We start from the raw sequence: 24,748 nt of genomic DNA, 5'->3' as shown, positions 1-24,748 counted from the left end.
GGTATGATTTTGATCCTTAAAGAGATTAAACCGCACTTTGGGGGACCAATGCAACTGTCAGATTTACAGAAAGCCGTCGAGGCTGGTGAGATTGACACCGTCATTGTAGCGACACCCGACATGCAGGGGCGGCTTGTCGGCAAGCGTCTGACCGCCAGGCATTTCCTCGCGGGCGGACAGGACGGTGTTGGAACCTGCTCGGTCGTTCTGACATGGGGTCACAACCACTCGCTCGATCCCGGGTACGCATTATCCGGATGGGACAACGGCTATCCCGACATGATCGTTGTTCCGGAAATGTCGACGCTGGCTTCCTATGCGTGGTCTGAACGTACCGCTTTCGTCATGGGCAACGCCAAACTGCCGGGCGGCGGCGAAATCGATGTCGCGCCCAGAACCGTGCTCGCCAAACAAATCGCGGCCCTTGAAAAGCGCGGGCTGAAGCCGTCCTTCGCATCGGAGCTTGAATTCTACCTGCTCCGCGAGACACCCGAGACAGCCTACGAGAAAGGCTACGTCAATCTCTCGCCAAAGCACAGCGTGATGCACCCGGAAACCTTGATGCGCACGTCTGAAGACGAGCACTACTTCGGCCCGCTGAGGAACTTTCTTGAGGCTTCCGGTGTCGAGGTCGAGATGTTCAAAGCCGAGTACTCGCCGGGCCAGGTCGAAATCAACCTCCAGCACCAGCAGGCAATGAAATCAGCCGACAACCATTTGCTGCTCAAGGCCGCAGCCAAGGAAATCGCGTTGAGCCAGGGGATGCTCGCGTCATTTATGGCCAAGATCCATGAAGACATGGGCGGCTCGTCCTGCCACGTCCACATGTCGCTGAGTAACGAAGACGGGTCCTCTGCCTTTGCCAACGGCGCGGATGGACGTGAAGCGACCGAGTTGATGACGCACTTCATCGGCGGCCTCACAACCTATATCCGCGACATCTTCCTCTTTTTCGCGCCTAACACCAATTCATACCGTCGACTTCAGCCGAACACCTTTGCGCCTAACGCAGTGACCTGGGGCGAAGACAATCGCACGGTCGCGTTCCGCATGGTCGGCAAGGGCAAGGCGAGGCGCATTGAGAACCGTATTCCCGGCGCCGACATCAATCCGTATCTTGCCTACTCTGCGATGATCGCAGCAGGGCTTCGAGGCGTCGATGAAAAGCTCCGCCCGGCAGGTGAGGCACAGTCCGGCAACGCTTATTCAATGTCCGACACGCCACTCCTGCCACAGACACTCGACGAGGCGATTGAGGCATTCGAAACGTCTGACCTGATCAGCGATGTCTTCGGCAAATCGTTTCGCGATCACTACGCCAATTACGGCAAGCAAACGAGCCGAGCCGCGCGTGTGGCCGTGACCGACTTTGAGCGGCGGATGCTGCTCATGGACATCTAAAAAGTGAAAGGAAATATCATGTCATCTGCAGAGAACCATCTGCCGGGCAACCCCGTGCAGTGGGTCAGGGATCTTGAAGCCGTCTGGCAAGCGCACGACGGAGCGCGCGCGGCCGAGGGCTATACAGAGGACGCGCGCCTCGTCTGGGGCGCCAACCAATCGCAAACCGGCGCGCCGCTGCGCGAGCGACCGCGAAAATGGTTCGCCTATGCCAGCGACCTCAAGATCACCAAGGAATACGTCGCCCACACGAACGACTGCATCGTAACGACTTGGGACAGCAATTACACCGACCCGGAAACCGGGAAAAAGGTGCACGAGCGTGGCATCGAATACTTCCGCTTCCGCAATGGCAAAGTCTGCGACCAACACGCTTGGCAGCACAGTTGGCAGGACGATGAGGTCAAGGCCGGCGATTTCAGCACGGACTGATCTGAAATGTCACAGATGATCAACTGGCCAGGCGCGGACGAGATCGAGCGCCTGGCTCAACACTTCGCGGATCGGCTCAATTCGATCCGGTCGGACCAGCGTCCAATACCGCTCGAAGTGCCCGCCGTTACGCCGCCACCGAAAACAGGTGGTGGATCGGGCGCGCTGTCGCGCGTGTGGGGCGATATCGTCGACGGGGCCGCCCAACTCGGAGCACCCTCAATGTCCGGCCACATGGATACGGCGCCGCACCCATATGCCGTTCTGACGCAAGCGCTGGTCTCGGCATTCAATAACAACATGCTCTTTCGAGAGCTGTCGCCCTTCGCAAGCAATGTCGAAGAGACGCTGATCGACTTCTTTATCGGCAAACTCGGACTTGGGGCCGATTGGGCCGGCACCTGGGCCAGCGGCGGATCGCTTGCCAACCTCACAGCGCTGTTCTGTGCGCTCGGCGGGTATGAGGACGTGTCGTCACGGAGCCGCATTGTGCTCTTCCTGCCCGAATCCGGTCACGCCTCGCTGGCGAAGTCGGCGGCGGTATTGGGACTGTCCGCCGACCAGATCATCCGCGTGGCCTGCGATGATGCCGGCCGGGTCCAGCCCGAAGCATTGCGCACCGCATTGTTCGGGATGGCGCCGAGCGGCAAAGCTGTCGTGACATCGGTTCTCGGCACGACGATTCACGGCTCGGTGGACGACATCCGTGCGATCGGTGCGATCTGCAGGGAATTCGGCGCCTGGCACCACATCGATGCGATCTATGGCGCCGCTCTGATGTTCAGTGCGCAGCACCGCGCTTATCTCGACGGCATCGCAGAGGCGGATTCGATTGTGCTCGGACCCCAGAAGTGGATGTACGTGCCTCGGGTGTCGGCGGTCGTTCTGATCCGCGGCACGGAGTTGTTCGACCGCCGTCTCGGCGTTGCCATGCCCTACTCGATTTCCGATGAGAGCCACCGGGGCCAATGGGGGCTTCAGGGGTCGCGACCTGCCGACGCCCTTGTGCTCTGGGCGCTGCTGCAGGCGATCGGGACAGATGCACTCGGCGAGATGATCGACGGATCCATCGCGCTGACACAGACCTTTCACGCCATGCTCGCCGAAAGCGACGTTCTGAGACCGACCCACACACCCGACCTCAATCTGCAGATCATCGCGCCGTCCCGAGACGCAGCGCAGGTTCAAAGGCGCCTGACCGAGGCGGGAGGCTTCTGGGCCTCGCTCTCGCGCTGGCGGAATGAAAACTATCTCCGCGCCGTCCTGCTCTCGCCGATGTTGACGAGAGAACACATCGCAAACTTTGTAAACGCACTGGAGGACGCCTGCTCATGAGCAGTTTCGACATCGTTTCACCCATTGACGGAAGCGTTTTCGAACGGGTGTCATATCAATCGAACGAAGACGTGGACTCTGCCGTTCGCGCTGCCCGTAAGGCACAGGGCAAATGGGCCAATGTGCCTCTCGCCGAGCGCGCTCAAATCTGTACCCGCTTTGTCGCCGAGATGCTCGCGATGGCCGATGACGCGGGCCTTGAGCTTGCGCACCAGATGGGACGCCCCCTCGCCTTCGGCGGCAAGGAGATGAACGGTGTCGCCGAACGTACGCATTTCATGATCTCCAGAGCCGATGCCGGTCTTTCCTCGCTCGACGTAAGCGACAGTCAAGCGGGCCGGCGCGTCGACCGCGAACCGCTCGGTTTGGCTCTCGTGGTTGCGCCGTGGAACTACCCGTTCCTGACGGCGATAAACACCATCGTCCCGGCACTCCTCGCCGGGAATTCGGTCATTCTAAAGCCGGCCGGTCAGACGGCACTGACGGGTCGGCGCTTTGCTGATGCGTTCCGGCGGGCGGGTCTGCCAGAGGGTGTCTTTCAGACCATATTCGCAACCCACGACACCATCGGAAAGATCATCCTCAACGGCGGCATCGACTTTGTCGCATTCACTGGCTCCGTTCGGGGCGGCACCGAGATCGAGAAAGTTGCTGCCGGACGGTTCATCCCGATCACGCTCGAACTCGGCGGCAAGGACCCGGCCTATGTGCGCAGCGATGCCAATCTCGAGCGGACCGTCGCATCGCTGGTCGACGGCTCGTTCTTCAACAGCGGTCAAAGTTGTTGCGGGATCGAGCGCATTTATGTCGCCAAGAAGATCTTCGACCCCTTTGTATCCGCTTTCATTACCGAAACCGGCCGGACGCAGAAGCTGGGCAGCCCCCTGGACACTGGCACGACTCTTGGTCCGGTTGTGACGAAACGCGCGGCGGGTGAAATCGGAGACCAGATAGCCGCTGCTGTCGATGCAGGCGCTGAGGTGGTAACCGGCAAGATTCCAAGCGCCGAGGACGGTTGCTATCTCGATGCAACGACACTTGTTTCGGTCGATCATTCGCAGGCCTTCATGACCGAAGAAACTTTCGGCCCGGCGGTCGGTATCATGCCGGTCGAGGACGACGAGGAAGCCGTACGCCTGATGAACGACAGCCGCTTTGGCTTGTCCGCCTCTCTGTGGACCGCAGACCGGGTCGCAGCGGAACAGCTCGGCCGCGCCGTCAAGACAGGGACGCTATTCGTCAATCGCTGCGACTACCTCGACCCACGCCTCGCGTGGACCGGCATCAAGGAAAGCGGACGCGGCTGCTCACTGTCCGAATGGGGCTTCCACCACGTGACGCGTCCAAAGTCCTATTATTTCGGCTGAAACCAATTCCTCCCGTCCCTCCTTGGACAATTACTGCCAGGCTTCATGCCTGGTTTTTTTGCTGAGGGATCTTGTCGAAAAACGGTGGGCCGAACCCCGATGTTCAATTGGCAAGAAAACCGGTTTCCCTGACCTGCCCACGCCACTCGGCGGCGGGTAGGTAGTCTTCCGTCGGCTCAACTACACACAAGATTGCTCCCTCCGTAAACGTTATCGGCTCGCGCGACAGGCGGCCAATATTTCGACGCGGCGTCCACCCCAGCCGGAAACGTCGCGACCTCCCGTGTATATGGTGCTCCCAGTCTTCCGAGGTGACGGCGTCTGAGATAGGGATAGATGCGGTGCTGGGGATGCGGCTCGCTGGTCTTCGGAGCCTGATAGATCGGCGACAGACCTATTCTGCGCATCAGCCGTCGGACCCGCTTGCGGCCGACGCACCAGCCTTGACGCCGCAGGTGCCGCGCCATCTGCCTGGAGCCATACCAAGGCATTTCCATGAAGGCCTCGTCGATGATGCGCATCAGTTCCAAGTTCTCAGGCGTCTCGCCCGCCGGCTGTCGATAGAACGATGCCCGCGAGATCGAGACCAGTTCGCACTGGCGGCGGATCGAGAGCCGGTTGTGATCGGGATCAATCATCATTCTCCTCCGATCCAGGCTCAGCGATCGAAGGCCTTGGCCAAAAAATCCCGCTCGACGACAAGCTGACCGATCTTGGCGTGCAGCTTCGTCACCTCGGCTTCCCGGCCGGCCTAGGCATCGGAAGCCTTGGCCAGGTTCTCGATGGCTTGCCGTTTCCACTGGGTGATCTGGTTGGGATGAAGCTGGTGCTTCGTCGCCAGCTCCGAAATCGTCCGCTCGCCGCGGATCGCCTCAAGTGCGACCTTGGCCTTGAACTCGGCCGTAAACCGTCTGCGTGTTTTCATGCTGGATCGTCCTTTTCATCGGTCGATCCACCTTAAGCCCCTGTCTCAGAAACCGGCACCACCTCTCTCGCCGGCAAGTTCACGTTGATTCCGGCTGCTTTTCGACTTCAGCGCGCTGCCGCGAAGGGACAAGTTTGATACCTCAGTCCCTTCTTGTTGAAGGTGTGCTATCGCTTTTTGATCGTCTGAAGCTGTCGGTCGGCTCCCGGCAATAAACAGACCATACGGCTATGCCGCCAGAGCCTGCGAGAACAATCGGAGCCTGTAGCGTATATCCGGTAGGTGTGGGGATTGACGGTAGCGCTCCCTAGAAGCGACACCCTAACCGGCCTGCTGCCGGCTCCGTGTCCCTTAATGCCGATCGGCCTGCCGCTACCACAGTGCAGGCCGTCAACCATCACGGGACTGGGTGGGACGGGTGTTGAATTTTGGCCAGCCATTCGGCGAAGACAGCCCGACCGGCTTCACGTAGCGCCGAACCATGTCTCCGTGCATCGGCGCGGATCAGCTCCGGGCCGACCTCGGCATGGATAAGCTCGACGGCATGTCCGACTAGCCAGGCTTCAAGATCGGTACTGGTGTCGGCTTCAAGATGGAACTGGAGCGCCAGTATGTTGGGCCCTGCAGCAAACGCCTGGTTGGCAGTTTTAGTCGTGGCGAGTAATTCCGTTCCTGTCGGCAGGTCGAACGCGTCACCGTGCCAGTGAAGCACTGGGCAACCAGCGAGATGGCGTAGGGGGCTGTGCTCTCCGGCTTTGGTCAAGTCAATCGGAGCGAACCCAATCTCCTTCACACCGGTCGGCGCAACCCTGGCGCCAAGCGCGGCGGCGATCAGTTGGGCGCCGAGGCAAATGCCGAGCGTAGGCAGATCGGCGCTCAGTCGAGCCTTGATAAAGGCAAGTTCCGCCTGGACAAAGGGATAGGTTTGGGTGTCATAGACACCAATAGGGCCGCCAAGAATAGCCAGAAGGTCGCAGCTCACAGGGTCAATAAGGGCGATATCCTCGCTTGCCACATCGACGTAGCGAAGCTCGTAGCCGGCCTGCTCCAATTCAAACTCGAGCGTGCCGAGGCTCTCGAAATGGACATGGCGAACAGCAAGAGCGGTTTTGGTTTTCGTGACGGCCTTTGTCATTGGGCAATATCCTTTGAAGAGTGTGCTTGCTGGTCATAGGCTGCCGGCCGCTTGACGGGGGTAGGCGGCAAGATCGTTGTGGCGGCTCGAGACAGCAAGTTTGCGGCAACGATACAATTGACTGTCTGATCCGCCCGCATCAGAAAATCGGCAAGAATGGCACCAGCAACTGCTGCTCATTGCAGGCCGGGAGATAAAAACGATCGTCAGTGCCGGTTGCAGGCGACAAATGCGCGACGAGCGTCAAAACACACGCGAGGATAGCCATAGGCGCGAGGACGGGAAACGCTTTCGCAAGAAAAGCCGATGACCTGCAGTTGCGGAATGGTGTCAGCCTGCGACATGGCACAGGCCGGGTTCTCGGGCCTTGTTCGCGCCTGATGTGACAATTCATGACAATCGCCCGTCTCCTTGCATGCGCCGTCATGTGCGATTGAACCTTACCCAGACATACTATCTGATGCCAAAATATGCCTTCTTCATCTCCGGGTCGTTCTGCAGTTCCTCGGAGGTTCCCTGAGCGACCACGGTTCCCTGGCTGATCACGTAGCCGTAGTCGGCGATTGCCAGGGTTTGCTGGACGTTCTGCTCCACCAGCAGGATTGATACGCCGGATCTGTTGATGTCGCGGATAAGAGCGAAGGATTCGCGCACCAGCGCCGGCGAAAGGCCAAGCGACGGTTCATCGATGAGCAGGACGCGGGGTTCGCTCATCAGCGCCCGGCCGATCGAAACCATCGCCTGCTCCCCGCCGGACATGGTCCCGGCGAATTGCTGCTTGCGCTCATTCAGCCGCGGGAAGGTCTGGTAGACCTTTTGCAAGCGCCCTTCCACCAAGTCCTTGTCGTTGGAAAGATAAGCTCCGACCCGAAGATTCTCCTCGACGGTCATCTTCGGGAAAACCTTTCGCCCCTCGGGTACGCAGCCAAGTCCACGAGCGACACGCGCATGCGGGCTGAGGTCAGACAATATCTCGCCGTCGAGCTCGATCCTGCCTTTGCTTGTCGGAAGAAGCCCAAGGATGGCCCGTATCAGCGAGGTCTTGCCGGCTCCGTTGGCACCGAGAATGCTGGTGATGGCACCAGGTTTCGCGTTGATCGAGACCCCCGAGAGGACGCGCGCGCTGCCGTAGGCCGCAATGATTTGGTCGGTTGTCAGATGTCCACTCATGAGCTTCCCAGATAGGCCTCCTGAACCCAGGGGTCGGCGACGACGGCATCGAAAGTGCCCTCGGCGACCTTCTTGCCGAAATTGAGCACGACGCATCGGTCGGCCACGCGCTGGATGACGTCCATCTCGTGCTCGATGATGATGATGCTCATGCGAGGATGATCGCCGCGCACCTTCAGGATATCACTCATGAACTCGTGCGTTTCATCAGGCGTCATGCCGGCCGAGGGCTCATCGAGCAGGAGCAGCCGCGGGTTGGCAATGAGCGCCCGGCACACCTCGATTCGACGGCGATCGATCATGCTGAGCGTGTGAAGCGGATCGAATGTCCGCGCTGCAAGCGGCTCGCTGAAGGTTGATAAAAGCGCACGAACCCTATCGTGGTTTTCTCGCACCGACTCAATGAAGCGTCCGCGGCGGAAGAGATTGCCGAACAAGGTGAGATCAAGGGCGTTCTGTCTACCGATCACCACATTGTCGAAGACCGACAGGGAAAGGCACAGGCGCGATCGCTGGAAGGTCCGGCTCACGCCCCGCTGGTAGACATGACGCGGGTGGAGGCCGGCAATATCCTCCCCGTCAACCAGGATCTGGCCGCCGGCCGTGCGGCAAAGCCCCGTCACCGCATTAAAGAAGGTCGTCTTCCCCGATCCGTTGGGCCCGATCAACCCGATGATCGTGCCTTCGTCGATATCGAGCGACAGCTTGTCGAGCGCCTGCAGCCCGCCGAAGCGTACGGAGACATTGTCCGCCGAGAAGAGCTTGCTCATTGCCCGACCTCCTTCCTGAAGTTGCGCATGGAACGCGGGAACAACCCGTTGGGCCGGAACCGGAGAACAAGAACAACAAGAATGGCGAAGACGAGAAAACGGTACTCGCTGATGGCCTGAAGTTTCTCCGGCACGACGACGACGAGGATCGCCGCCGGAATCACGGCCCATAGATTGCCGATACCGCCCAGAACGACGATCGCCAGCATTAGCAACGATTGCTGGAAGGTGAAGTTGCTCGGCGCAATGAAGGTCTGCATCATCGCAAACGTCGCGCCGGCGATACCGATGAGCACGTTACCGATAACGAAGGACATGATACGCCAGTACGCCACGTTGACGCCGAACACGGCCGCGCCCACAGGGTCTTCGCGCATGGAATCGAGGTTGATTCCGATCCAGCTTTTCTCGAGGAACCTGGCCATCAGGAAGAAGATCGCGAGAAGGACAAGCGCGAGAAGGACATAGTTCAGATAGAACGAAGCCTCGAACGAACCTATCCTGATGCCCGTGAACAGCGATTGGCCGGCGATGGTTGCGCTCTCGACCCTCAGCCCTTGCGGACCGCCGAGCGTATGATTGACTTCAAGGAAGCTGCGAAACAACAGCACGAATGCTATCGTAATGAGCGCCGCATAATGGCCCTTTGTCCTGAGAACAGGCAGGATGAGGATGCAGCCAATCGCCGCCGACACCAGCCCGCCCGCCAACAGGACAAGGAGGGAAGGTAGGCCCATACCTCCGAGAACCGCTGCCGTATAACCGCCGATGCCGAAGAAGGCGATGCCTGCAAAATTGATAACCCCGGCATAGCCGAACTGGATGGTAAGTCCGATGCAGGCCAGTGCGTAGATCAGCACGGTCGCAAGCATCATCAAAGCGAAATGCTCTTCATGCAGCGCAAGCCCGATAGCCAGGCCGGCCACGGGAATGAGCAGAACGATCCATGATCCTGAGTTTTGCAGAATGGCGGCGAAATCACGCCCGGCCTTCGTTCTGGCAATGCCGAAGGATAGGAAAAGCGACGCGACAAGCGCGCTGGCGATAACCCACTGGTTCTCCGAGGCCACAATAGTCCCGGCAAGTATGATGGCGATGACAGCGATTGCGGATGACGAGATCAAGCTTCTTGCTGTCATATCTACACCCGCTCGCTATAGCGCTCGGCGATGATACCGGTCGGCCAGATGGTCATCAGGACGATAATCGTCGTGAAGGCGAACACATCCCGATAGCCACTCATCTCCGGAAAGAACAGAACCCAAACGGTCTGCAGCGCCGCGAAGCTGAAACCGCCGATGATGGCCCCCCATATGCTTCCGAGCCCGCCGACCACCGCCGAGGAGAAACCGATCACGCCGAGAAGGACGCCGACGTTGAAGTTGATCTCGCTGTAGTAGAGCCCGTTCATGACGCCAGCGACACCTGCCAGCATCGAGCCCAGCGCGAAAGTGGCAAGCACCACGCGACGGAAGGGAATCCCCATGATCTGGGCGGTATCGCCATCCTGCGCGACGGCTCGGATCGCAAGCCCGAGCTTTGTGTGGCGGACCATCCAATTGGTGACGACGATGACGCCAATGCCAAGGACGAGAAGCAGGAGGCTGTCCAGGCGGATGTAGGCGCCACCGATCTCAATCGGCGTGCGCGGCAGCAACGTCGGAAACGCCTTCGGATTGGCGCCACCGGGGACGAACAGCCGGATGCATTCATGGATCGCGGTGCCGATCATCAGGGTCATCAGCAAGATGTTGAAGGCCGGAGAGCCTCGCATCGGCACGACGAAGAACTGGCCTATCGCGATGCCCGCCAGACCCGTCACCAGCATGGCCACCACGAGGACGAAGATGAGGCTAACGACAGGCAGGTCGAGGCCGAGCAACTCCAAACTGACGAACGCCGCCAGGCCGGAATATGCGCCCAGCGTCAGCACGTCCCCATGTGAGAACTTGATGACGTCCAGAACGCCAAAAAAAAGCGTGAAACCGACGGCGACAAGCGCATAGATGACGCCGAGCAACGCACCGTTGAACAAGTATTCCAGGAGTATTGCCATCTGCAAACAGTCTCCTACCTAATGCCATCCATCCCGCAGGCGCACCACGGACACGGCTGTGAAGGCTAAGTTTCGAGAAACGGCGGCCCGCACGCTCTCCGCGCCCTATGGCGAGGATCGAAACAAGCAGGGGCGGCGGGCCGCGTGATTGGGCTTCTCCGGGGCCTACCGCCCGCTCAGCATCCGCTCACCGGCGGCATAGAGACTGTCCTCCCAGCGAACCCATCGGCCATCTTGTGCCACATATTTTGTCGAGGCTACGCTGTTGTGCCCGTGCTCGTCGAAGGTGATCGGACCGGCAATGGAGTTGCGGTTCTCGACGGTATTCAGCCAGTCGCGTACCGCCTCGCGGTTCGCCCCAACCTCCTCGATGGCCTCGATGATGAGGTTTGTTGCCACGAAAGCGTAGGGTCCGTATGGCTCCGGTGGCTCCGCAAAGCCGGCTTTTGCATATTCATCGACAAACATCTGACCGCCAGGAAGGGTTTCGAGCGGCGCGCTGTTGTGAACCGATATGGTGCCTTCCGACAGGCTGCCCAGGGCGTCATGGTAGGAGACGGACATGATGCCCGATATGCCGGCGAACTGGGATCTCACGCCAAGGCGATCCATCTGCGAGCGGACCCGTACGCCAAGAGGCGTGAGTCCGGCAAAAACCACAATCTGCGGGTCGATCTCCTTGACCCTCAGCAGCTCGGCCGAAAAATCCTGCTGATCAGCAGCGACCCCGAAGGTGGAGAGGATCTCGACGTCGGAGCCCGCGAGTTTTTCACGCAGTATCGCAAGATACCCTGTGCCGTAATCCGTCGTGTCGTGAATGACAGCCCATCTCTTGTAGCCAAGCCCGGTGAGAAACTCCACCAGCACCTTGCTCTCATCGAGCATCGAGCCGTTGACGCGATGGACTTCCGGGTAGTCATTTCCATGGGTGATCGCAGGCAGGATAGCTCCCCAGACGACGACAGGCAGCTCGAACCGGTTGTATACGTCGACCGTCGCGATCGCCACCGCCGAACAGAAATGCGTCACGCCCGCAACGACAGAGCGGTCCGTCGCGGCGCGCGTGGCGGCCTGAATCCCGACATTGGGAAGGCACTCATCGTCCAGGGGGACCAACTCATAGTCGTAGCGGCGGTCCGGGTCGGCATTGCGCGAGTCGACGGCCAGCCGAGCCGAATTGCGGCCGCCCAGGCCCGTCGCGGAATTTCCGCCGGTCAGCGGTCCAAGAAACGCGATCCGCGCTGTTTCCTTCTGCTGGGCGTGCGTCAATGTCAAACCAGACAATGTCGCGATTGCGGTTAGGGCAGCGACAGCGATTCCTCTACTCCAAAGCATTGTATACTCCTCCCTGTTCTTGGCGTTAAACGCCGATATGGTCCTAATGCGGTGTTCTCCATACCGCTTCGTCGATCCTGCCAGCCCGCGCGGGGCGCGTGCTTCCAACCCGGCGCGGCCGCTTCCAAGCTTCCCTTTCTCTCTCCCCGGCGCTTCTGTGTTCAAGGATCCGGTGACGGAAGCTGGGCGCCCTCACCGCGCCCTACTTTGCAACCGGCATTGTGAACTCCGCGCCCTTGGCGATGCTGTCGGGCCAGCGCTGCATGATGCTCTTGTAGCGGGTGTAGAAGCGGACGCCCTCCTCGCCATAAGCATGGTGGTCGCCGAACAGCGACCGCTTCCAGCCACCGAACGAATGCCATGCCATCGGCACGGGGATCGGGACGTTGATGCCGACCATGCCGACCTGTATCTGCCGCGAGAAGGCGCGGGCAACGGCACCGTCGCTCGTGTAGAGCGACACGCCATTGCCATACTCGTGAGCGTTGATCAGCTCCACCGCCTCGGCGAAATCCCCGACGCGCACGACCGAGAGCACCGGCCCAAAAATCTCGTCCTTGTAGATCTTCATCTTCGGGCTGACATTGTCGAACAGCGTGCCGCCAACGAAGAAGCCGCCTTCGTGCGCCTCGACCTTGTGGCCCCGGCCGTCGACGACGAGCTTGGCGCCCTCTTTCTCGCCGGCGGCGATATAGCCTTCGACCTTGGTCTTGTGCGCTCCGGTTACAAGCGGGCCCATCTCCGCCTTCGGATCCAGGCCGTTGCCGATCTGCAGCGCGCGCGCGCGTTCGGCGAGCCGTGCGACGAGCCTGTCCGCGACATCGCCGACGGCGACGGCAACCGAGATCGCCATGCACCTCTCGCCGGCCGACCCATAGGCGGCACCGACCAATGCGTCGACGACCTGGTCGAGATCGGCGTCCGGCATGACAACCAGGTGATTCTTGGCGCCGCCGAGCGCCTGAACACGCTTTCCGTGGCGCGTGCCCTCCGTATAGATGTACTCGGCGATCGGCGTCGAACCGACAAAGGAGAGCGCCTGAACATCCGCATGGGCAATCAGCGCGTCAACGGCGACCTTGTCACCTTGCACCACGTTGAAGACACCGTCGGGAAGGCCTGCCTGCTTCAGCAGTTCCGCCAAAAGGATGCTGGGCGACGGATCACGCTCGGACGGCTTCAATATGAAGGTGTTGCCGGTGGCCAGCGCGACCGGGAACATCCACATCGGCACCATGACCGGGAAATTGAACGGCGTGACGCCGGCGACGACGCCCAGCGGCTGGCGAAGGTTCCAGTTGTCAATGCCCCCGCCGATGTTGTCGGTATACTCTGACTTCAACAGATGCGGGATGCCGCAGGCGAACTCGACCACCTCGATACCGCGTGTGACCTCGCCTTTCGCATCCGAAAAGATCTTGCCGTGCTCGCGTGTGATCAGCCCGGCAAGCCGGTCGTGATTTTGATCGAGCAGCTCCTTGAACTTGAACAGCACGCGGGCGCGACGCAGCGGCGCGGTTTCCGACCAGGCTGGGAACGCGGCCTTGGCCGCAGCGACCGCGGCATCGACGTCGGCGGCGCTCCCCAGCGAAACCTCGCCACCGACGGAGCCAGTTGCCGGATTGAAGACATCCGCTGTCTTGTCGGAAGCCGCCGCCACCGATCCGCCGTTGATCCAGTGGCCAATTTTCCCAGGCTGCGGCCCGGCAACTCGGTTCATGATGCTTTCTCCACGTCCTGCCTTCCCGGCAAGTTCAAGACCCTGATTCCGCACGAGTTGAGCTTGCCGTGCGGGGCTTTTCTCATGCGTGAAGAATAGGCAATCCAAACAGAAAATCAGTCGGGAAGATTGCAAGCACCCTTGCATTCTTGCAACCTGACACGGGCGATGGCTCACCGTAGCTTTCCACAACGCGCTCGGCCTGACAGGCGCGTTGGTCAATCAATTTTCTACGGAGAGAGAGATATGGCGAGTGACGCCGCGTCTACGGAAATACGGCAAATCAAGGTCATCGAAAGAGACATTCTGGCTGAGGCGAACAGCCTCGCCAATCAGTTGACTCGGCACGTCGTGGCCGGTGCGGTGTTCAAGAATCCATTTGCCGGCAAGGGGGCAGCGACCGCTGAAGACCTCGACCGACTGGCGGCGATCTCTGTCGAGGTTGGAACACTCTTGACCAAACGCGCGCTGGAACGGTTCGCCGGTCTCGAGCGCCCCCGCGCCTATGGAAAGGCCGTGATTGTCGGCACAGGCGGGGAAACCGAGCATGGCGCGGCACTCATCCATCCCCGCATTGGCTTGGCTATGCGCAAGGGGCTAGGTGCAGGTCCGGCCCTTATTCCAGGGAATGCCAAGGTGGCGGCCGCTGGCACGTCGATCGACGTAATCTTCGGCGGAGCCGATGACGCATGGGATTACGACGCGATGGATGCCACGACCGTGTCGATCCCCGGCGCACCCGCGCCCGATGAGATCGCACTCTTCGTCGGTTTCGGCACCGCGCGCGTGAACGCCCGCGTGAAGGGAGCAAGCGCGGAAAGGGTCGCCGAGCTAGTGGCCGAAATCGCGGGAGAAAAAGAGTAGACCCGGTTCGGCGCGGCTCTCCACAAGCGATAAAACAGGCGAGCCGCACCGAACGTCCGCGCTTCCAGCCCGAATAGCAAGGCCATATCACCGGATCGGTTTACGGAGCCCATCAGACTCGGTAGGTTTCCCTGACGCAACAATGGGAGAGTCAGTTCGCCACTGCGATATGGGTACGAAACATCAGCCATTGACGCAGCTGGGATGGGATCACCTGCGTGTTCTGCTCGAAGTGGCCCGAACGGGAACGCTCCTGACGGCAGCCCGGAGACTGGGGGTCGATCAATCGACCGTCAGCCGGCGCCTTGCGCAGGTGGAGTTCAGTACCGGAGGAACGCTCTTCAAGCGTACGCGACAGGGTCTCTCCCTGACGCCGCGTGGCTGTGAGGTCGTTTCCCGGGTCGAGCGGATGGAAGCAGCTCTGATCGAGATCCAGGGTCTTACTGCCCAGGGCCAGGAACTGATCGGATGCGTGACGATTGCGTCCATGGAGGGCGTGGGATCCTTGTTGATCGCACGTTCGGTAAAGGCGCTTGCAGAGATCCATCCGCAGATCGAGGTCCATCTGATCACGACGTCGAACTACGTGGACCTCAACCGCCGCGAGGCGGATATTTTCGTCAGCTTCTTCGAACCGCCTGCTGCATCATTGGTCACACACAAGATCGCTGACATTCATTTCCATCTCTACGCAAGTGATGACTACCTGCAGGGCCGACGCATCGAAGGGCCCGACGATCTGGTTGACGACATGTTCATCGGATATATCGACGATCCGACATACCTGCCGTCGGCCCGATGGCTGGAGGACATCGTTCCCAACGCCAGGATCGGCTTTCGGGCGACGAGCATGTTCTCGCAGATGTACGCAGCCGAGGAAGGGCTTGGAATCGCCATGCTCCCCCCCTACTCGCGGGCCGAGGCGTTGGGGCTCAAGAAAATTGTTCCCGACAAGTTCGCTGTCGTCTCCCTGTTCATCAGCGTGCAGCAGGACCTGCAGTTCCTGCCGCATATACGTGCAGTTCATGATTCGCTCCTGGCCTATCTTGGTGAAACAGTGACCCTTTAGATTTCGAGATCTGCCCACCCTTCTCGGCCACAGTTGGGAGTGCGCTCAATACATCCGCGCTCCAGGGTAAGAGGCTGATGAAAGGCTTGGGTTGCATACAGGAGGCGACGTCCGCCTCGCCATTCGGGCTGAGGCGATCGCCGCGAGAGGCTGAGCATCCAAGCCTGCACGGCGTTTCTTTCGATGGCCTGCTGCCGGTTTCGTGGACACCGAGATAAGGTGTTTTGACGAAGTCGGAGCTGCGAATGCAGAGAAGGAGATTCCAGGGCGCGCTCGCCACTGGCCTGAACGGCCTTCATCCCGGTCATTGGCGTCTGCCCCTCACCTTTCCGAAAACGGACGCGATTCCGCAAAGGGCTGGGTAGGGCTGGACGACTGAAAATGGATGAAGGTCGGACCGGCAACTTTGGCAATCAGGTTGGCAGAGCCGCAGCAAGGCATCAAAGTGACCTGCACACGCCACGGGACCAGTGGAATGACGACGACCGCCTTCTTCTCCAAAATCCGCACCTATACCGAACTGTCCGAAGAGTCGGAGCACGCCTGGGCGTCTCTCCTGCGGCCGCGTCATTATCGCAAGGATGAAATCTTCATCCAGGCAGGCGACGTGCCCACCACTTATGCCTTTGTCGTCAAGGGTCTGCTCTGCCAGCACTATGTCGGTCGCGACGGCGATCTGATCATCAAGTATTTTTTCCCGGAGAACCGCATCGCCGCCTCGGTGAGCGCAACCATGCTGGGCGAACCCAGCCTCTTCACGATCACGGCCATCGAAGACAGCCATGTCCTCGAATATGACTTCGCAGCCTTCAAGGCGCTGGTTCACGCATATCCCGACGTCGCAGCCTTCTACATCGGCTACATGGAGCGTCACTGGATCATCGAAAAGGAGCCGGTGGAGATCGCGTTCCGCCATGACGATGCGATGCAGCGTTACCTCGATTTCATTCGCAAGGAGCCGGACCTTCACAAGCGCCTGAAGCAGCACCACATCGCCGCCTGGCTCGGCATTACGCCCGAGAGCCTCAGCCGCTTGCGCCGAAAGATCGCCTTTGGCCGCCTGGGCGAGCGGTAGCGCTTTCTTACCAAAGATCAATTCATCCGCTTTCCGATCGCTCTACTCCTCATGTCCAAGCGGTCGTCGTGACGGTCACGTCGACGCTTCAAACAAGAGGACATGAACCATGGCAAAGATGATTTTCGTGAGCCTGCCGGTTACCGAGCTGGCCAAGGCCGAAGCCTTCTACGGAGCACTCGGCTTCACCAAGAATCCACAGTTCAGCGATGAAGGCAGCGCCTGCATGGTCGTCTCGGAGACGATCCATGTCATGCTCCTCACCCACGCCAAATGGAAGACATTTACCAATCGCCCCATTGCACCGGCAAATTCAAGCGAAGTCTTGTTGGCATTGTCGTGCGACAGCCGAGACGCAGTCGATGCGATGAATGCGGCTGCGTCGGTGCACGGCGGAACTGCCGACGTCAACCCGCTCCAGGACCTTGGCTTCATGTACAACCGCAACCTCGCCGACCCCGACGGCCATGTCTGGGAAGCGGTGTTCATGGACATGAGCGCCATGCCGACGGCCTAGTGTCGATCAACCCGTCCGGAAATCGGACTGCTATCCGTCGCGAAAGTGGTCCGATTTCCATAGGTCGATTGCCAGGCCCGGCATCCGGCAGGCGGCCTCAAACCGGCCGGGCGGACAGCATGACTATGCTGCCAGAAGCCGGGAGGACAATCGGCGTCTGTAGCGTATATCCGGCAGGTGTGGTGCTCGACGGTAGCGGTCCTCCGCTACCAAATTATTCTTCATACGATTGATTTCTTTAAGAAAATCCGCAAACTATTCCTCTTGGCTAATTCGTCAAATGTGTGTTGACTGGATCAGCCGACTGATTTCAAACGGAATTTTCTAGCGGGGGTTCAATTCAAAGCGCTACCATTTGTGGCCCGCCCCGGCGCGTCCTGTTCTGGCTCTCGCGGACAATTGCCAGCCAAGGCGTCGCGGGTCTTATTCTGTGGTTTTGGCTGGGGCGGCGAGTCCAGGATAGAACTGTTTGTCCCGTCTCAGCTCGAAATGTAAACAATCGCGGTCTTGACCTTATAGTTCTGAATCGCGCATCGATTTTCGATAACAACTTAAAAGATATCCATTAATACTTATTTTAACTTCTAGTTTTTCCTGTGAATAAGGGCATTTATACACTATATTTGCCGTCGAAACCCTCAAAAGCATCTGCGACAATTGCCTCAATTTGCTGAACCTCGTCGTCCCGCAGTTTTTCAAACTCACCCGTTCGAAGCATAACCGCTGACAATTTGACCAGAAGGGAGCCAAAATGCCGTCAAAAGAGCTCTCGCGCGAGAACCTGTTCGCGCTGGTTTGGGAGAAGCCGACGCAGGAGGTGGCTAGCGAACTTGGCGTTTCGGATTTCGCAATCGCCAAGCAGTGCGCCCGTCCTCAGATTCCCAAACCGCAGCGAGGCTACTGGGCCAGGGTTCAATCCGGGCAGACGCCGGGATACGGTGTCAATCGGCGTTGCAACGGGACCCCTTAACGGCTCGCAAGAAGCCCCCTGTTGCTGGTTGCATAGGGTCAGCGTGCGCAGGTCCAGAGCTTTGACTCTAGCGCAGGGGCTTGCGGGCGCGGGTTGTTTGTCTTTTCGGCTTTAGCTTTGAGAGCAGTTTTGAAGCCAGAGCATGAATTGATTTGATCCTCCGCTTTCCGCTCCGGGCGGCCCACCTTCTCAGAACTGAAGGCTATAGCTGATGCTGGCGCCGTAACTCTCGTACCCGCCAGGACCAAGCCCGTCGTAGTCGAAATCGAACTTCAGCATGCCGCCATTCTCCGCCAGATAATCGAAACCGAATCTGAGGCCAGCGCGTGCGCCATCCGTGGACGGGACGATCGCCGCTGCGGCTCCGGAACCCGAAGTCTTGCTGAATATGAGCGGCAGCCCGGCCCGCAGCGTCAGCGCACCTGTGGACACGTCCACCGGGATCGCAGCGTCGAGGCTCAGTTCGACTGAACTCATGGCGATGGACTGGTCCGGGATGAGGTTACCCAGAGTGTCCGTATAAGCACGTTGCCGGTCGAAGGTATGCACCGCCTCCAGGCTTGGCGTCAGGGTGATCAGCCCCAGCTTCACATCCCCTTGGACCGTCACACCAAAGAGGCCGCGTTGCGTCCTGACGGTGTCGGTATAGGTGCTGAAGGGCGAATGCCTGTTTCGGCTCTGGCCGAGAAGCGCCCGGGCGCTGAAATACAGCGGTTGATCGGGCAACCGCCCGACCAGATAAGGTCCAGCCAGCCAACCCGTACCGGCTATGGAGGCGTCGTCGTTCATATGCGCCATGTGATCGACCTGGACCATCGCTCCGGCGGAGAGGTTCGGCGTCAGCTTGAAATGAGTGCCGGTGCTCAGTTGCCCGTAGCGGTTCTCGGCACCGTCGTTTTTCGACCATGAAGCGGAGATCTCAGCCCAGACCGGACTCGTCGGTCGCGTGGCGAAGTCGAGGTTGCCTCGGTCCGAGGTTGCCTGCGCATTGAGCGAACCGCTACCGTTCTTGCGATAGAGTGCGATCAGGTCCGGCTGGCGGCTGATAAGCTGCGTGGCGCGCGACTGCATGAAACGCGCCATCTGCTCCTGCGTTTCCCGCACGCTGATATCGGAGACGACAATCATGTCCGAGGCGAGGTTTGGATTGCCTGCGGCGTCATTTGCAACCGCCGCCGGCACTGAAATCGACACATCGCCCTGCCCGGAAGCGACAATCGTGGCGTGATAAACGGCTGCCGCCCCCGTCAGCGATTGAACGCGCCCGTTCCGAACGGAAAGACCTCCGCTGGAAAAGCCAAGAACCGGCTCTGAAAAGATGATCTCCACCATGACGGAGCCACCTGCGAAAACCTCAGTGGTCGGTCCACTCACTGATACGCTCGGCGGCGTCGTATCGTCCGGCGCGGTGACCGTCACCGTCACCGTGTCCGTCGCCGTCGCGATCCCGTCATCCACCTCGAGCTCGAAGGTCAGAACCGCATCCGCGTCGCCGACCGACAGCGTCGGCGCCGTGAAGCCCGGCGTCGCCGTCGTGCCACCCGTCAGCGTCACCGACGTGCCACCCGTCTGCGTCCACGCATAGGCAAGGCTCTGGCCGGCATCGTTCGACGACGAGCCCGAACCGTCCAGCGTCACCGACGCAGCCGACGCCACCGTCTGGTCGTCACCCGCCTCCGCCGTCGGCGCGGTGTTGGTGTCGGTGCCGGTTCCGGAAATGGCGAATGTGTAAACGGGCTCGTCTTCAGCGTCGCTCTGAATTTCGACGGTTGCATTTTTTACCCCCGGCGATGCGACGGGATCGAAACGTATCGTGAAATTGCCGGCCCCTCCTGCTGCAATCGCCGAAGGTGGTGTCGAAACGATCGAGAAAGATGCGATATCCGGACCACCGAGGCTGGTGGAAGAAATGCCGAGCGTGCCGGTTCCGGTGTTTTGAATGGTGAAAGTGTTTTCCTGAAACGCGCTACCGCCGGCAACGACACCGCCGAAGTCGGTGCCATCCGAGGTTTGCGTGCCTGTAGACCCGCTTGCGATATTCACCCCGTTGCCGCTGAGCTGGATCTCCGGCCTCGGGACGCAATCCGGATCTCCTTCCATGTTCAGGAAAACATAGCCCTGAATACCAATGCCCGTAGCATCAGGGGGAAGAAGCGGGCTTTGGGTAATCGACCAGGTGCCCCCCGTATCCCAAGTATCATACAAACCGAAATACATGCGCGACCCCGAGGTCATGTAGTCGGCGCCGACGTTCACTGTCGTGGTCTGAGTGGGCAATTGGCCGGTTGGCGCAAAGCCTGCCGAACCCAAATGGGCTGAGGATGATGCGGCTTCACGCCACACCTCCAAACCGATGGTCCTGCCGGGACTGGCATCCGTATTGAAAGCGGTCCAGTTGACGGATACGGACGTCCATGTAGCGTTGGCATAAGGGCCCGCTATACAGGCGCCATCTCCACCGGCAGGGAAGCTTGGCGATACCGAGGGGTTTGTCCAATCGGCCCTCGCTGCATCGACGCCTGAAAACATGACCAGCACAAGCGCAGCGATGAGCATTGGCATACGAGCGGCGGGCATGCGCTCCAGACGGCCAACACGAACTCCGCGGGACCGCGCTCTTGCGCACACGCCAGACAGGATCCTCAGCATCAGTCGCCCCCTCACTGACACGACGATGCTCGAATTTCGTCCGCCGCGCCTGACTTGCCCGCGGTCGAACCGTTATCCTTTCGAGCGCCATTACGTTAAGTACAGAGGGTTCGGTCTCCGATTCCACCTACCAATTCTGACCAATTCTGATGAAATCAGACGACGGGCGTTCTCATTGCGCAACTGATCGTGAGAATGCGTCGATCAAACCGCTATTGGCGGCCGAGAAACTTGCGGCGTCCTGCGACATCGGCAACAAAAGCCCATGCTGAATCTCAAGACGCTGCTGCTGCTGGAATTTTGCACGACAACCCTGCAGGCAATCGCCTGGCTCCTGGTCTGGCGATCCTGGCGTCACCTCTTCGAACTGAAGGTCATCGCAACCGGCTTCATTGCCATCGCCCTGGGACTGCTCCTCCTGTTACAGCGCGGCCCGGATCCCGCCGCATGGCGGATTCTGACCGACAATACGGTGATCAAGATCGGACTGGTGCTTCTCGCCGACGGCATGGCCCGGTTTCTCGGCCAGCCGAGATGCCTGAAGATCGGCATCGTCTGTCTGGCCGCGCACCTTGTCTTCTGGTCCCTCGCCGTGACGATGGCGCCGGAGAACCTCGCCCTGCGCATCCACGCATCGACGGCATTTACCGTCGTGATGATGGGTGTCATGATCCGGACGCTTTATGCGGACCGAAGCCAGCCCAGCTTCCTGCGCTGTATCACGATCGCTCTCCTGGCGGAATATGTCGGTGCCAGCCTGCTCCAAAGCGCGCTGGTCTATTGGTATCCGGCGACGGTCGCCAACCAGCCGGTCCTGAGCGACATCAATGCCTGGTACTTCTTTCAGGGCCACCTCTTCATCGTCGGCTTCTTCATCTGTCTTCTCTTCATGGTCGGCATGCGTCTCTCTCTGGACCTCAGGGACCGCAACGCGACACTCGCCCAGGAAGTGACCGAACGGCGCCGCCTCGAAGACGAACTGTCCGCGAGCCTGGACGCGGAGAAGGCCGCCCGTCAGGAGCAGCGGCAGCTCATACGGATGGTCAGTCATGAGTTCCGCACGCCATTGGCCGCGATACGCTACGCCACCGAAATGCTGGAAGCGGTGATCAAACACCCACCGGACGCGGTCTCGAAACGCCTGCGGGGCATCGACGCGGCGGTATCCCGCATGACCATGCTCATGGACCGGTTCCTGTCCACCGAGAGGCAGGTGGAAGGCGTACTGAGGATCGAGGCGCTGGACGTTGCCGGACTGGCGCAGGATGTCCAACGGCACTTCGACCAGGTCGGTTTGGGCGGGCGGTTGCATTTCTCATCGATCGAAAATGTCGCAGACTACTGGGCGGACGTTGAAATGCTGCGGACGGTTGTCGTCAATCTGGTCGACAACGCACTCAAATACTCGCCCCACGAAACACCCGTGGAGATCGCCTTCTTTACCCGAAACAAGCTGCTCATCATCACAGTCGCCGACCGCGGCATTGGGGTTCCCGAGGATGAACTGGGCCATGTGGGCCGCCGCTTCTTCCGCGCCTCCAACGCAAAGAGCAGGATTGGCAACGGCCTGGGGTTTCATACATCCGGGCAATTGCTTGAATATCATAAGGGAACTGTGGAGCTGCGACCGCGCGATGGCGGAGGGACTGTCGCCACCGTGCGTTTGCCCATGCCGGGCCTTGCGCCCGAAAGTGAAGCAGAGCGCAGGGAGGTGGAACGCGCATGAGCCGGATTCTCATCGTCGAGGACGAAGAGGCCTTGCGAGGCGATCTGGTCGACTACATGTGTCTGCAAGACTTCGAAGCGAGCGGGGTCGGCACCGCCGCTGAACTCCTGGACATACTACGGGGAGATGTCCTTCCGCACGTGGTGATCCTCGACATCGCCTTGCCGGACGGCAACGGGTTCAAGCTTGCCGGGACGATCCGCGCCCAGCTGGATTGCGGGATCATCATGCTCACGGCGCACGGCGACACCGAAAGCCGGGTGCGCGGCTTCGACAGCGGAGCGGACATCTACCTGGTCAAGCACACCCCCCTGCGCGAGATCACCGCGGCGGTTCACAGCCTGCTGCGCCGACTGCCGCAGGACCAGGCGGCCGAAGATGCGCCCGCGGCCTGGGTTCTCGATGCGGTCGGCTGGACGTTGCTCGCACCGGACGGACAAGCGGTGAAGCTGACCGCGACCGAAAACACGTTCGTCGGAGCACTGATCGCAAACGCCGGCCAGCCATGTGCGAGAGAAGACCTGGCCAGCATCCTTTCCAGGCGGCAGACCCAGTTCGACAACCGCCATCTGGACGCGGTGGCAAGCCGCCTGCGGCGCAAGATACTCGACCAGACCAACATCGATCCGCCGATAAAATCGGTCTACGGTATCGGATATTCCTTCAGCGCCGTCGGCAAGATCGGCAATACACATTCCGGGTGAATTGTGACGGAGGTGGGGAACCGATCAAATGCGCGTCCCATCGCGCATAATGCGGTAATGCGGTAATGCGGTCGGCATAATTCCGGACCTGAGACTTCATCGCAACTGTCCGCATCCTTTAGCCGGAATCCGGCGCTGGATCGATGGCCAAACGGAGCGATCTAAGGCCTTTCTGCGAAACCGGCCATTTCGCTACTGGGCCAAACAAGTCATGCGGCAAGCATACCTACGCCGCCAGAAGCCGAGAGAACAATCGGAGCCTGTAGCGTATATCCGGTAGGTGTGGGGATTGGCGGTAGCGGTCCCTGGACTCGATACCCCAACGTTGGATCTCCTACGCTGGAGCACGCCAGAGCGACATCATCCTCCTCGACCGAACTGGCCTACATGCTACCTCCGCAGGCGGGCCCGCACGTGACTGCGTCGCGCCCTTCATGTCTGTCATTCGCACAGCCGCGATACACCACCAATAGAGAGAATTCTCAGCGCTGTGGGCTGATACCTTCAGACATTACTTAAACTAAGCCGCGAGCAATCCCACCCCTCATATCTTTCGGTGGATGAGCATCCACACGACAAAGAACGCTCCGGCTGAGCTCGTCGCGATGCCGATGGGCAGTTCCTGCGGCGGCACCAAGGTGCGGGCAGACAGGTCGCTGGCAAGAAGCAGCGTCGCACCGAACCTCGCGCAGGTGGTCACAAGCCTAAGGTGGAGCTGACCTGCGGCCCGGCGGGCGAGATGCGGGATCATCAGCCCGACGATACCGATGACGCCCGCCACCGCGACCAGGATGGCCGTGGTGAAGGCGGCCGCCACAAAGGTGAGCATGCGAAAACGGACCACCTGCGCACCGAGGCTTTCGGCCGTGCTCCCGCCGGCGCGGAAGGCGTCGAGCTTGCGGTGGTTCCTGAGCGCAAAGGCAACGATGCCGGCCGCGCCGAACGCCGCCAGCCCGATGTTGTCCCAGCGGGCGAGCCCAAGCCCGCCCATCGGCCAGAACAAGCCGCTCGGGACCATGACCGCTGATGCGGTTGACCAGCAGCAGCACGATCACGGCCGCCAGCATGCCGCCGGTGAAAGCGGCCACCGGCAGCGTCCAGATGCCGAAGCGGTCGCCGAAGACGGTGATGACCGACACGGCACCCGCCGCAGCGCCACCCGACAGGGAGCCAATTGTGCGGTCGAGCATCCCCCGGAGACCAGTTTGCGCCAGCGCATAAACAACAATGTCGCGTTCCTCGCTTTTTCTGCGCAGGCCGGCGTGGGGAACTCTGCCAAGTTCCACATAGTCGATCACTGTCAGGCGAGGGTGTGCCTGATCCGATTGACCTACGACGGCGATATTCCGGGCGCGTTCGACAGCCGCAATCTGGTCGAGAGAGCTGCCTGCAAGCCTGACCTCTCCCGAACTCGACTGAAGCAATCCCGCGAGCATTCCGAGCAAAGTCGTCTTGCCGGCCCCGTTCGGCCCAATGATGGCCAGCCTATCAGCCGCCTCAACGGTCAGGCTCACACCGTCCACAAGGC

At 60.2% G+C, this 24,748-nt stretch carries 18 protein-coding genes and 2 pseudogenes; 10 read left to right on the top strand and 10 right to left on the bottom strand.

The window, feature by feature from the left end:
• Positions 1–48: 48 nt before the first annotated feature.
• The 4 genes from AB843_RS12215 to AB843_RS12200 are packed head-to-tail and all read left to right on the top strand — an operon-like array spanning position 49 to position 4,535.
• Positions 49–1,401, top strand: a complete 1,353-nt coding sequence (locus tag AB843_RS12215; RefSeq protein WP_162230640.1) for a glutamine synthetase family protein — start codon at positions 49–51, stop codon at positions 1,399–1,401.
• 18 nt (positions 1,402–1,419) lie between these two features.
• The gene (locus tag AB843_RS12210) at positions 1,420–1,833 is read left to right on the top strand and encodes a nuclear transport factor 2 family protein (RefSeq protein ID WP_048647112.1); all 414 of its coding nucleotides are present in this window, start codon (positions 1,420–1,422) and stop codon (positions 1,831–1,833) included.
• Positions 1,834–1,839: 6 nt separating this feature from the next.
• Positions 1,840–3,168, top strand: a complete 1,329-nt coding sequence (locus tag AB843_RS12205) for a pyridoxal phosphate-dependent decarboxylase family protein (protein ID WP_082143805.1) — start codon at positions 1,840–1,842, stop codon at positions 3,166–3,168.
• On the top strand, positions 3,165–4,535 hold the full coding sequence (locus AB843_RS12200; RefSeq protein ID WP_048647110.1) for an aldehyde dehydrogenase family protein: 1,371 nt from the start codon (positions 3,165–3,167) through the stop codon (positions 4,533–4,535). The genes AB843_RS12205 and AB843_RS12200 overlap by 4 nt, the downstream gene beginning before the upstream one ends.
• A gap of 317 nt (positions 4,536–4,852) precedes the next feature.
• Here AB843_RS12200 and AB843_RS26130 read toward each other — a convergent pair.
• From AB843_RS26130 to AB843_RS12155, 8 genes and pseudogenes are all read right to left on the bottom strand, one after another.
• Positions 4,853–5,460 (bottom strand): annotated as a pseudogene (locus AB843_RS26130) (IS3 family transposase); the annotation flags it as partial.
• 397 nt (positions 5,461–5,857) lie between these two features.
• The gene (locus AB843_RS12185; protein ID WP_048647109.1) at positions 5,858–6,595 is read right to left on the bottom strand and encodes a glutamine amidotransferase; all 738 of its coding nucleotides are present in this window, start codon (positions 6,593–6,595) and stop codon (positions 5,858–5,860) included.
• 453 nt (positions 6,596–7,048) lie between these two features.
• Positions 7,049–7,765 (bottom strand): ABC transporter ATP-binding protein, encoded by a 717-nt coding sequence (locus tag AB843_RS12180; protein WP_048647108.1) that lies wholly within the window; start codon positions 7,763–7,765, stop codon positions 7,049–7,051.
• Positions 7,762–8,535, bottom strand: a complete 774-nt coding sequence (locus AB843_RS12175; protein WP_048647107.1) for an ABC transporter ATP-binding protein — start codon at positions 8,533–8,535, stop codon at positions 7,762–7,764. The genes AB843_RS12180 and AB843_RS12175 overlap by 4 nt, the downstream gene beginning before the upstream one ends.
• Positions 8,532–9,674, bottom strand: a complete 1,143-nt coding sequence (locus AB843_RS12170; protein WP_048647106.1) for a branched-chain amino acid ABC transporter permease — start codon at positions 9,672–9,674, stop codon at positions 8,532–8,534. Before AB843_RS12170 ends, AB843_RS12175 begins: the two co-directional genes overlap by 4 nt.
• Before the next feature lie 2 nt (positions 9,675–9,676).
• Positions 9,677–10,591 carry a branched-chain amino acid ABC transporter permease gene (locus tag AB843_RS12165; protein WP_048647105.1) on the bottom strand — a complete coding sequence of 305 codons (915 nt, stop codon included), beginning with the start codon at positions 10,589–10,591 and terminating at the stop codon, positions 9,677–9,679.
• A gap of 165 nt (positions 10,592–10,756) precedes the next feature.
• Positions 10,757–11,926 carry a branched-chain amino acid ABC transporter substrate-binding protein gene (locus AB843_RS12160; RefSeq protein ID WP_082143803.1) on the bottom strand — a complete coding sequence of 390 codons (1,170 nt, stop codon included), beginning with the start codon at positions 11,924–11,926 and terminating at the stop codon, positions 10,757–10,759.
• 202 nt (positions 11,927–12,128) lie between these two features.
• Positions 12,129–13,646, bottom strand: a complete 1,518-nt coding sequence (locus tag AB843_RS12155) for a CoA-acylating methylmalonate-semialdehyde dehydrogenase (protein ID WP_048647104.1) — start codon at positions 13,644–13,646, stop codon at positions 12,129–12,131.
• Positions 13,647–13,892: 246 nt separating this feature from the next.
• On the opposite strand from AB843_RS12155, the gene AB843_RS12150 reads away from it, so the two are divergent.
• The 4 genes from AB843_RS12150 to AB843_RS12135 all read left to right on the top strand — a co-directional run bounded on the left by AB843_RS12150 (position 13,893) and on the right by AB843_RS12135 (position 17,171).
• A complete protein-coding gene (locus tag AB843_RS12150; RefSeq protein ID WP_048647103.1) occupies positions 13,893–14,510 on the top strand; it encodes an amino acid synthesis family protein in 618 nt (205 codons plus the stop codon).
• Positions 14,511–14,700: 190 nt separating this feature from the next.
• Complete coding sequence (locus AB843_RS12145) at positions 14,701–15,579, top strand: LysR family transcriptional regulator (RefSeq protein WP_244467971.1); 879 nt, start codon at positions 14,701–14,703, stop codon at positions 15,577–15,579.
• 475 nt (positions 15,580–16,054) lie between these two features.
• Positions 16,055–16,654, top strand: coding sequence for a Crp/Fnr family transcriptional regulator (locus tag AB843_RS12140; protein ID WP_048647102.1), 600 nt, complete (start codon positions 16,055–16,057; stop codon positions 16,652–16,654).
• Between the two features lie 109 nt (positions 16,655–16,763).
• Positions 16,764–17,171 (top strand): VOC family protein, encoded by a 408-nt coding sequence (locus AB843_RS12135; RefSeq protein ID WP_048647101.1) that lies wholly within the window; start codon positions 16,764–16,766, stop codon positions 17,169–17,171.
• A 1,159-nt stretch (positions 17,172–18,330) separates the two neighbouring features.
• Here the strand turns inward: AB843_RS12135 and AB843_RS12125 are convergent.
• Positions 18,331–20,718, bottom strand: a complete 2,388-nt coding sequence (locus AB843_RS12125; protein WP_157384498.1) for a choice-of-anchor D domain-containing protein — start codon at positions 20,716–20,718, stop codon at positions 18,331–18,333.
• Between the two features lie 337 nt (positions 20,719–21,055).
• On the opposite strand from AB843_RS12125, the gene AB843_RS12120 reads away from it, so the two are divergent.
• Both AB843_RS12120 and AB843_RS12115 read left to right on the top strand, forming a co-directional pair.
• Positions 21,056–22,516 (top strand): sensor histidine kinase, encoded by a 1,461-nt coding sequence (locus tag AB843_RS12120; protein WP_048647098.1) that lies wholly within the window; start codon positions 21,056–21,058, stop codon positions 22,514–22,516.
• Positions 22,513–23,220 (top strand): response regulator transcription factor, encoded by a 708-nt coding sequence (locus AB843_RS12115; protein ID WP_048647097.1) that lies wholly within the window; start codon positions 22,513–22,515, stop codon positions 23,218–23,220. The genes AB843_RS12120 and AB843_RS12115 overlap by 4 nt, the downstream gene beginning before the upstream one ends.
• 544 nt (positions 23,221–23,764) lie before the next feature.
• On the opposite strand, the pseudogene AB843_RS26425 reads toward AB843_RS12115, so the two are convergent.
• Positions 23,765–24,734, bottom strand: a pseudogene (locus AB843_RS26425) (iron chelate uptake ABC transporter family permease subunit).
• Positions 24,735–24,748: the final 14 nt, after the last annotated feature.

It is taken from the genome of Nitratireductor soli (assembly GCF_001050155.1).
Taxonomy (GTDB): Bacteria; Pseudomonadota; Alphaproteobacteria; order Rhizobiales; family Rhizobiaceae; genus Nitratireductor; species Nitratireductor soli.
The sequence above is the reverse complement of the archived record's forward strand: the minus strand, read 5'-3'. Positions and strand labels throughout refer to the sequence as shown.

Coding starts and splice junctions, on each gene's coding strand:
- AB843_RS12215 (WP_162230640.1), top strand. CDS start 49: ATGCAACTGTCAGATTTACAGAAAGCCGTCGAGGCTGGTGAGATTGAC.
- AB843_RS12210 (WP_048647112.1), top strand. CDS start 1,420: ATGTCATCTGCAGAGAACCATCTGCCGGGCAACCCCGTGCAGTGGGTC.
- AB843_RS12205 (WP_082143805.1), top strand. CDS start 1,840: ATGTCACAGATGATCAACTGGCCAGGCGCGGACGAGATCGAGCGCCTG.
- AB843_RS12200 (WP_048647110.1), top strand. CDS start 3,165: ATGAGCAGTTTCGACATCGTTTCACCCATTGACGGAAGCGTTTTCGAA.
- AB843_RS12185 (WP_048647109.1), bottom strand. CDS start 6,595: ATGACAAAGGCCGTCACGAAAACCAAAACCGCTCTTGCTGTTCGCCAT.
- AB843_RS12180 (WP_048647108.1), bottom strand. CDS start 7,765: ATGAGTGGACATCTGACAACCGACCAAATCATTGCGGCCTACGGCAGC.
- AB843_RS12175 (WP_048647107.1), bottom strand. CDS start 8,535: ATGAGCAAGCTCTTCTCGGCGGACAATGTCTCCGTACGCTTCGGCGGG.
- AB843_RS12170 (WP_048647106.1), bottom strand. CDS start 9,674: ATGACAGCAAGAAGCTTGATCTCGTCATCCGCAATCGCTGTCATCGCC.
- AB843_RS12165 (WP_048647105.1), bottom strand. CDS start 10,591: ATGGCAATACTCCTGGAATACTTGTTCAACGGTGCGTTGCTCGGCGTC.
- AB843_RS12160 (WP_082143803.1), bottom strand. CDS start 11,926: ATGCTTTGGAGTAGAGGAATCGCTGTCGCTGCCCTAACCGCAATCGCG.
- AB843_RS12155 (WP_048647104.1), bottom strand. CDS start 13,646: ATGAACCGAGTTGCCGGGCCGCAGCCTGGGAAAATTGGCCACTGGATC.
- AB843_RS12150 (WP_048647103.1), top strand. CDS start 13,893: ATGGCGAGTGACGCCGCGTCTACGGAAATACGGCAAATCAAGGTCATC.
- AB843_RS12140 (WP_048647102.1), top strand. CDS start 16,055: ATGACGACGACCGCCTTCTTCTCCAAAATCCGCACCTATACCGAACTG.
- AB843_RS12135 (WP_048647101.1), top strand. CDS start 16,764: ATGGCAAAGATGATTTTCGTGAGCCTGCCGGTTACCGAGCTGGCCAAG.
- AB843_RS12125 (WP_157384498.1), bottom strand. CDS start 20,718: ATGCCCGCCGCTCGTATGCCAATGCTCATCGCTGCGCTTGTGCTGGTC.
- AB843_RS12120 (WP_048647098.1), top strand. CDS start 21,056: ATGCTGAATCTCAAGACGCTGCTGCTGCTGGAATTTTGCACGACAACC.
- AB843_RS12115 (WP_048647097.1), top strand. CDS start 22,513: ATGAGCCGGATTCTCATCGTCGAGGACGAAGAGGCCTTGCGAGGCGAT.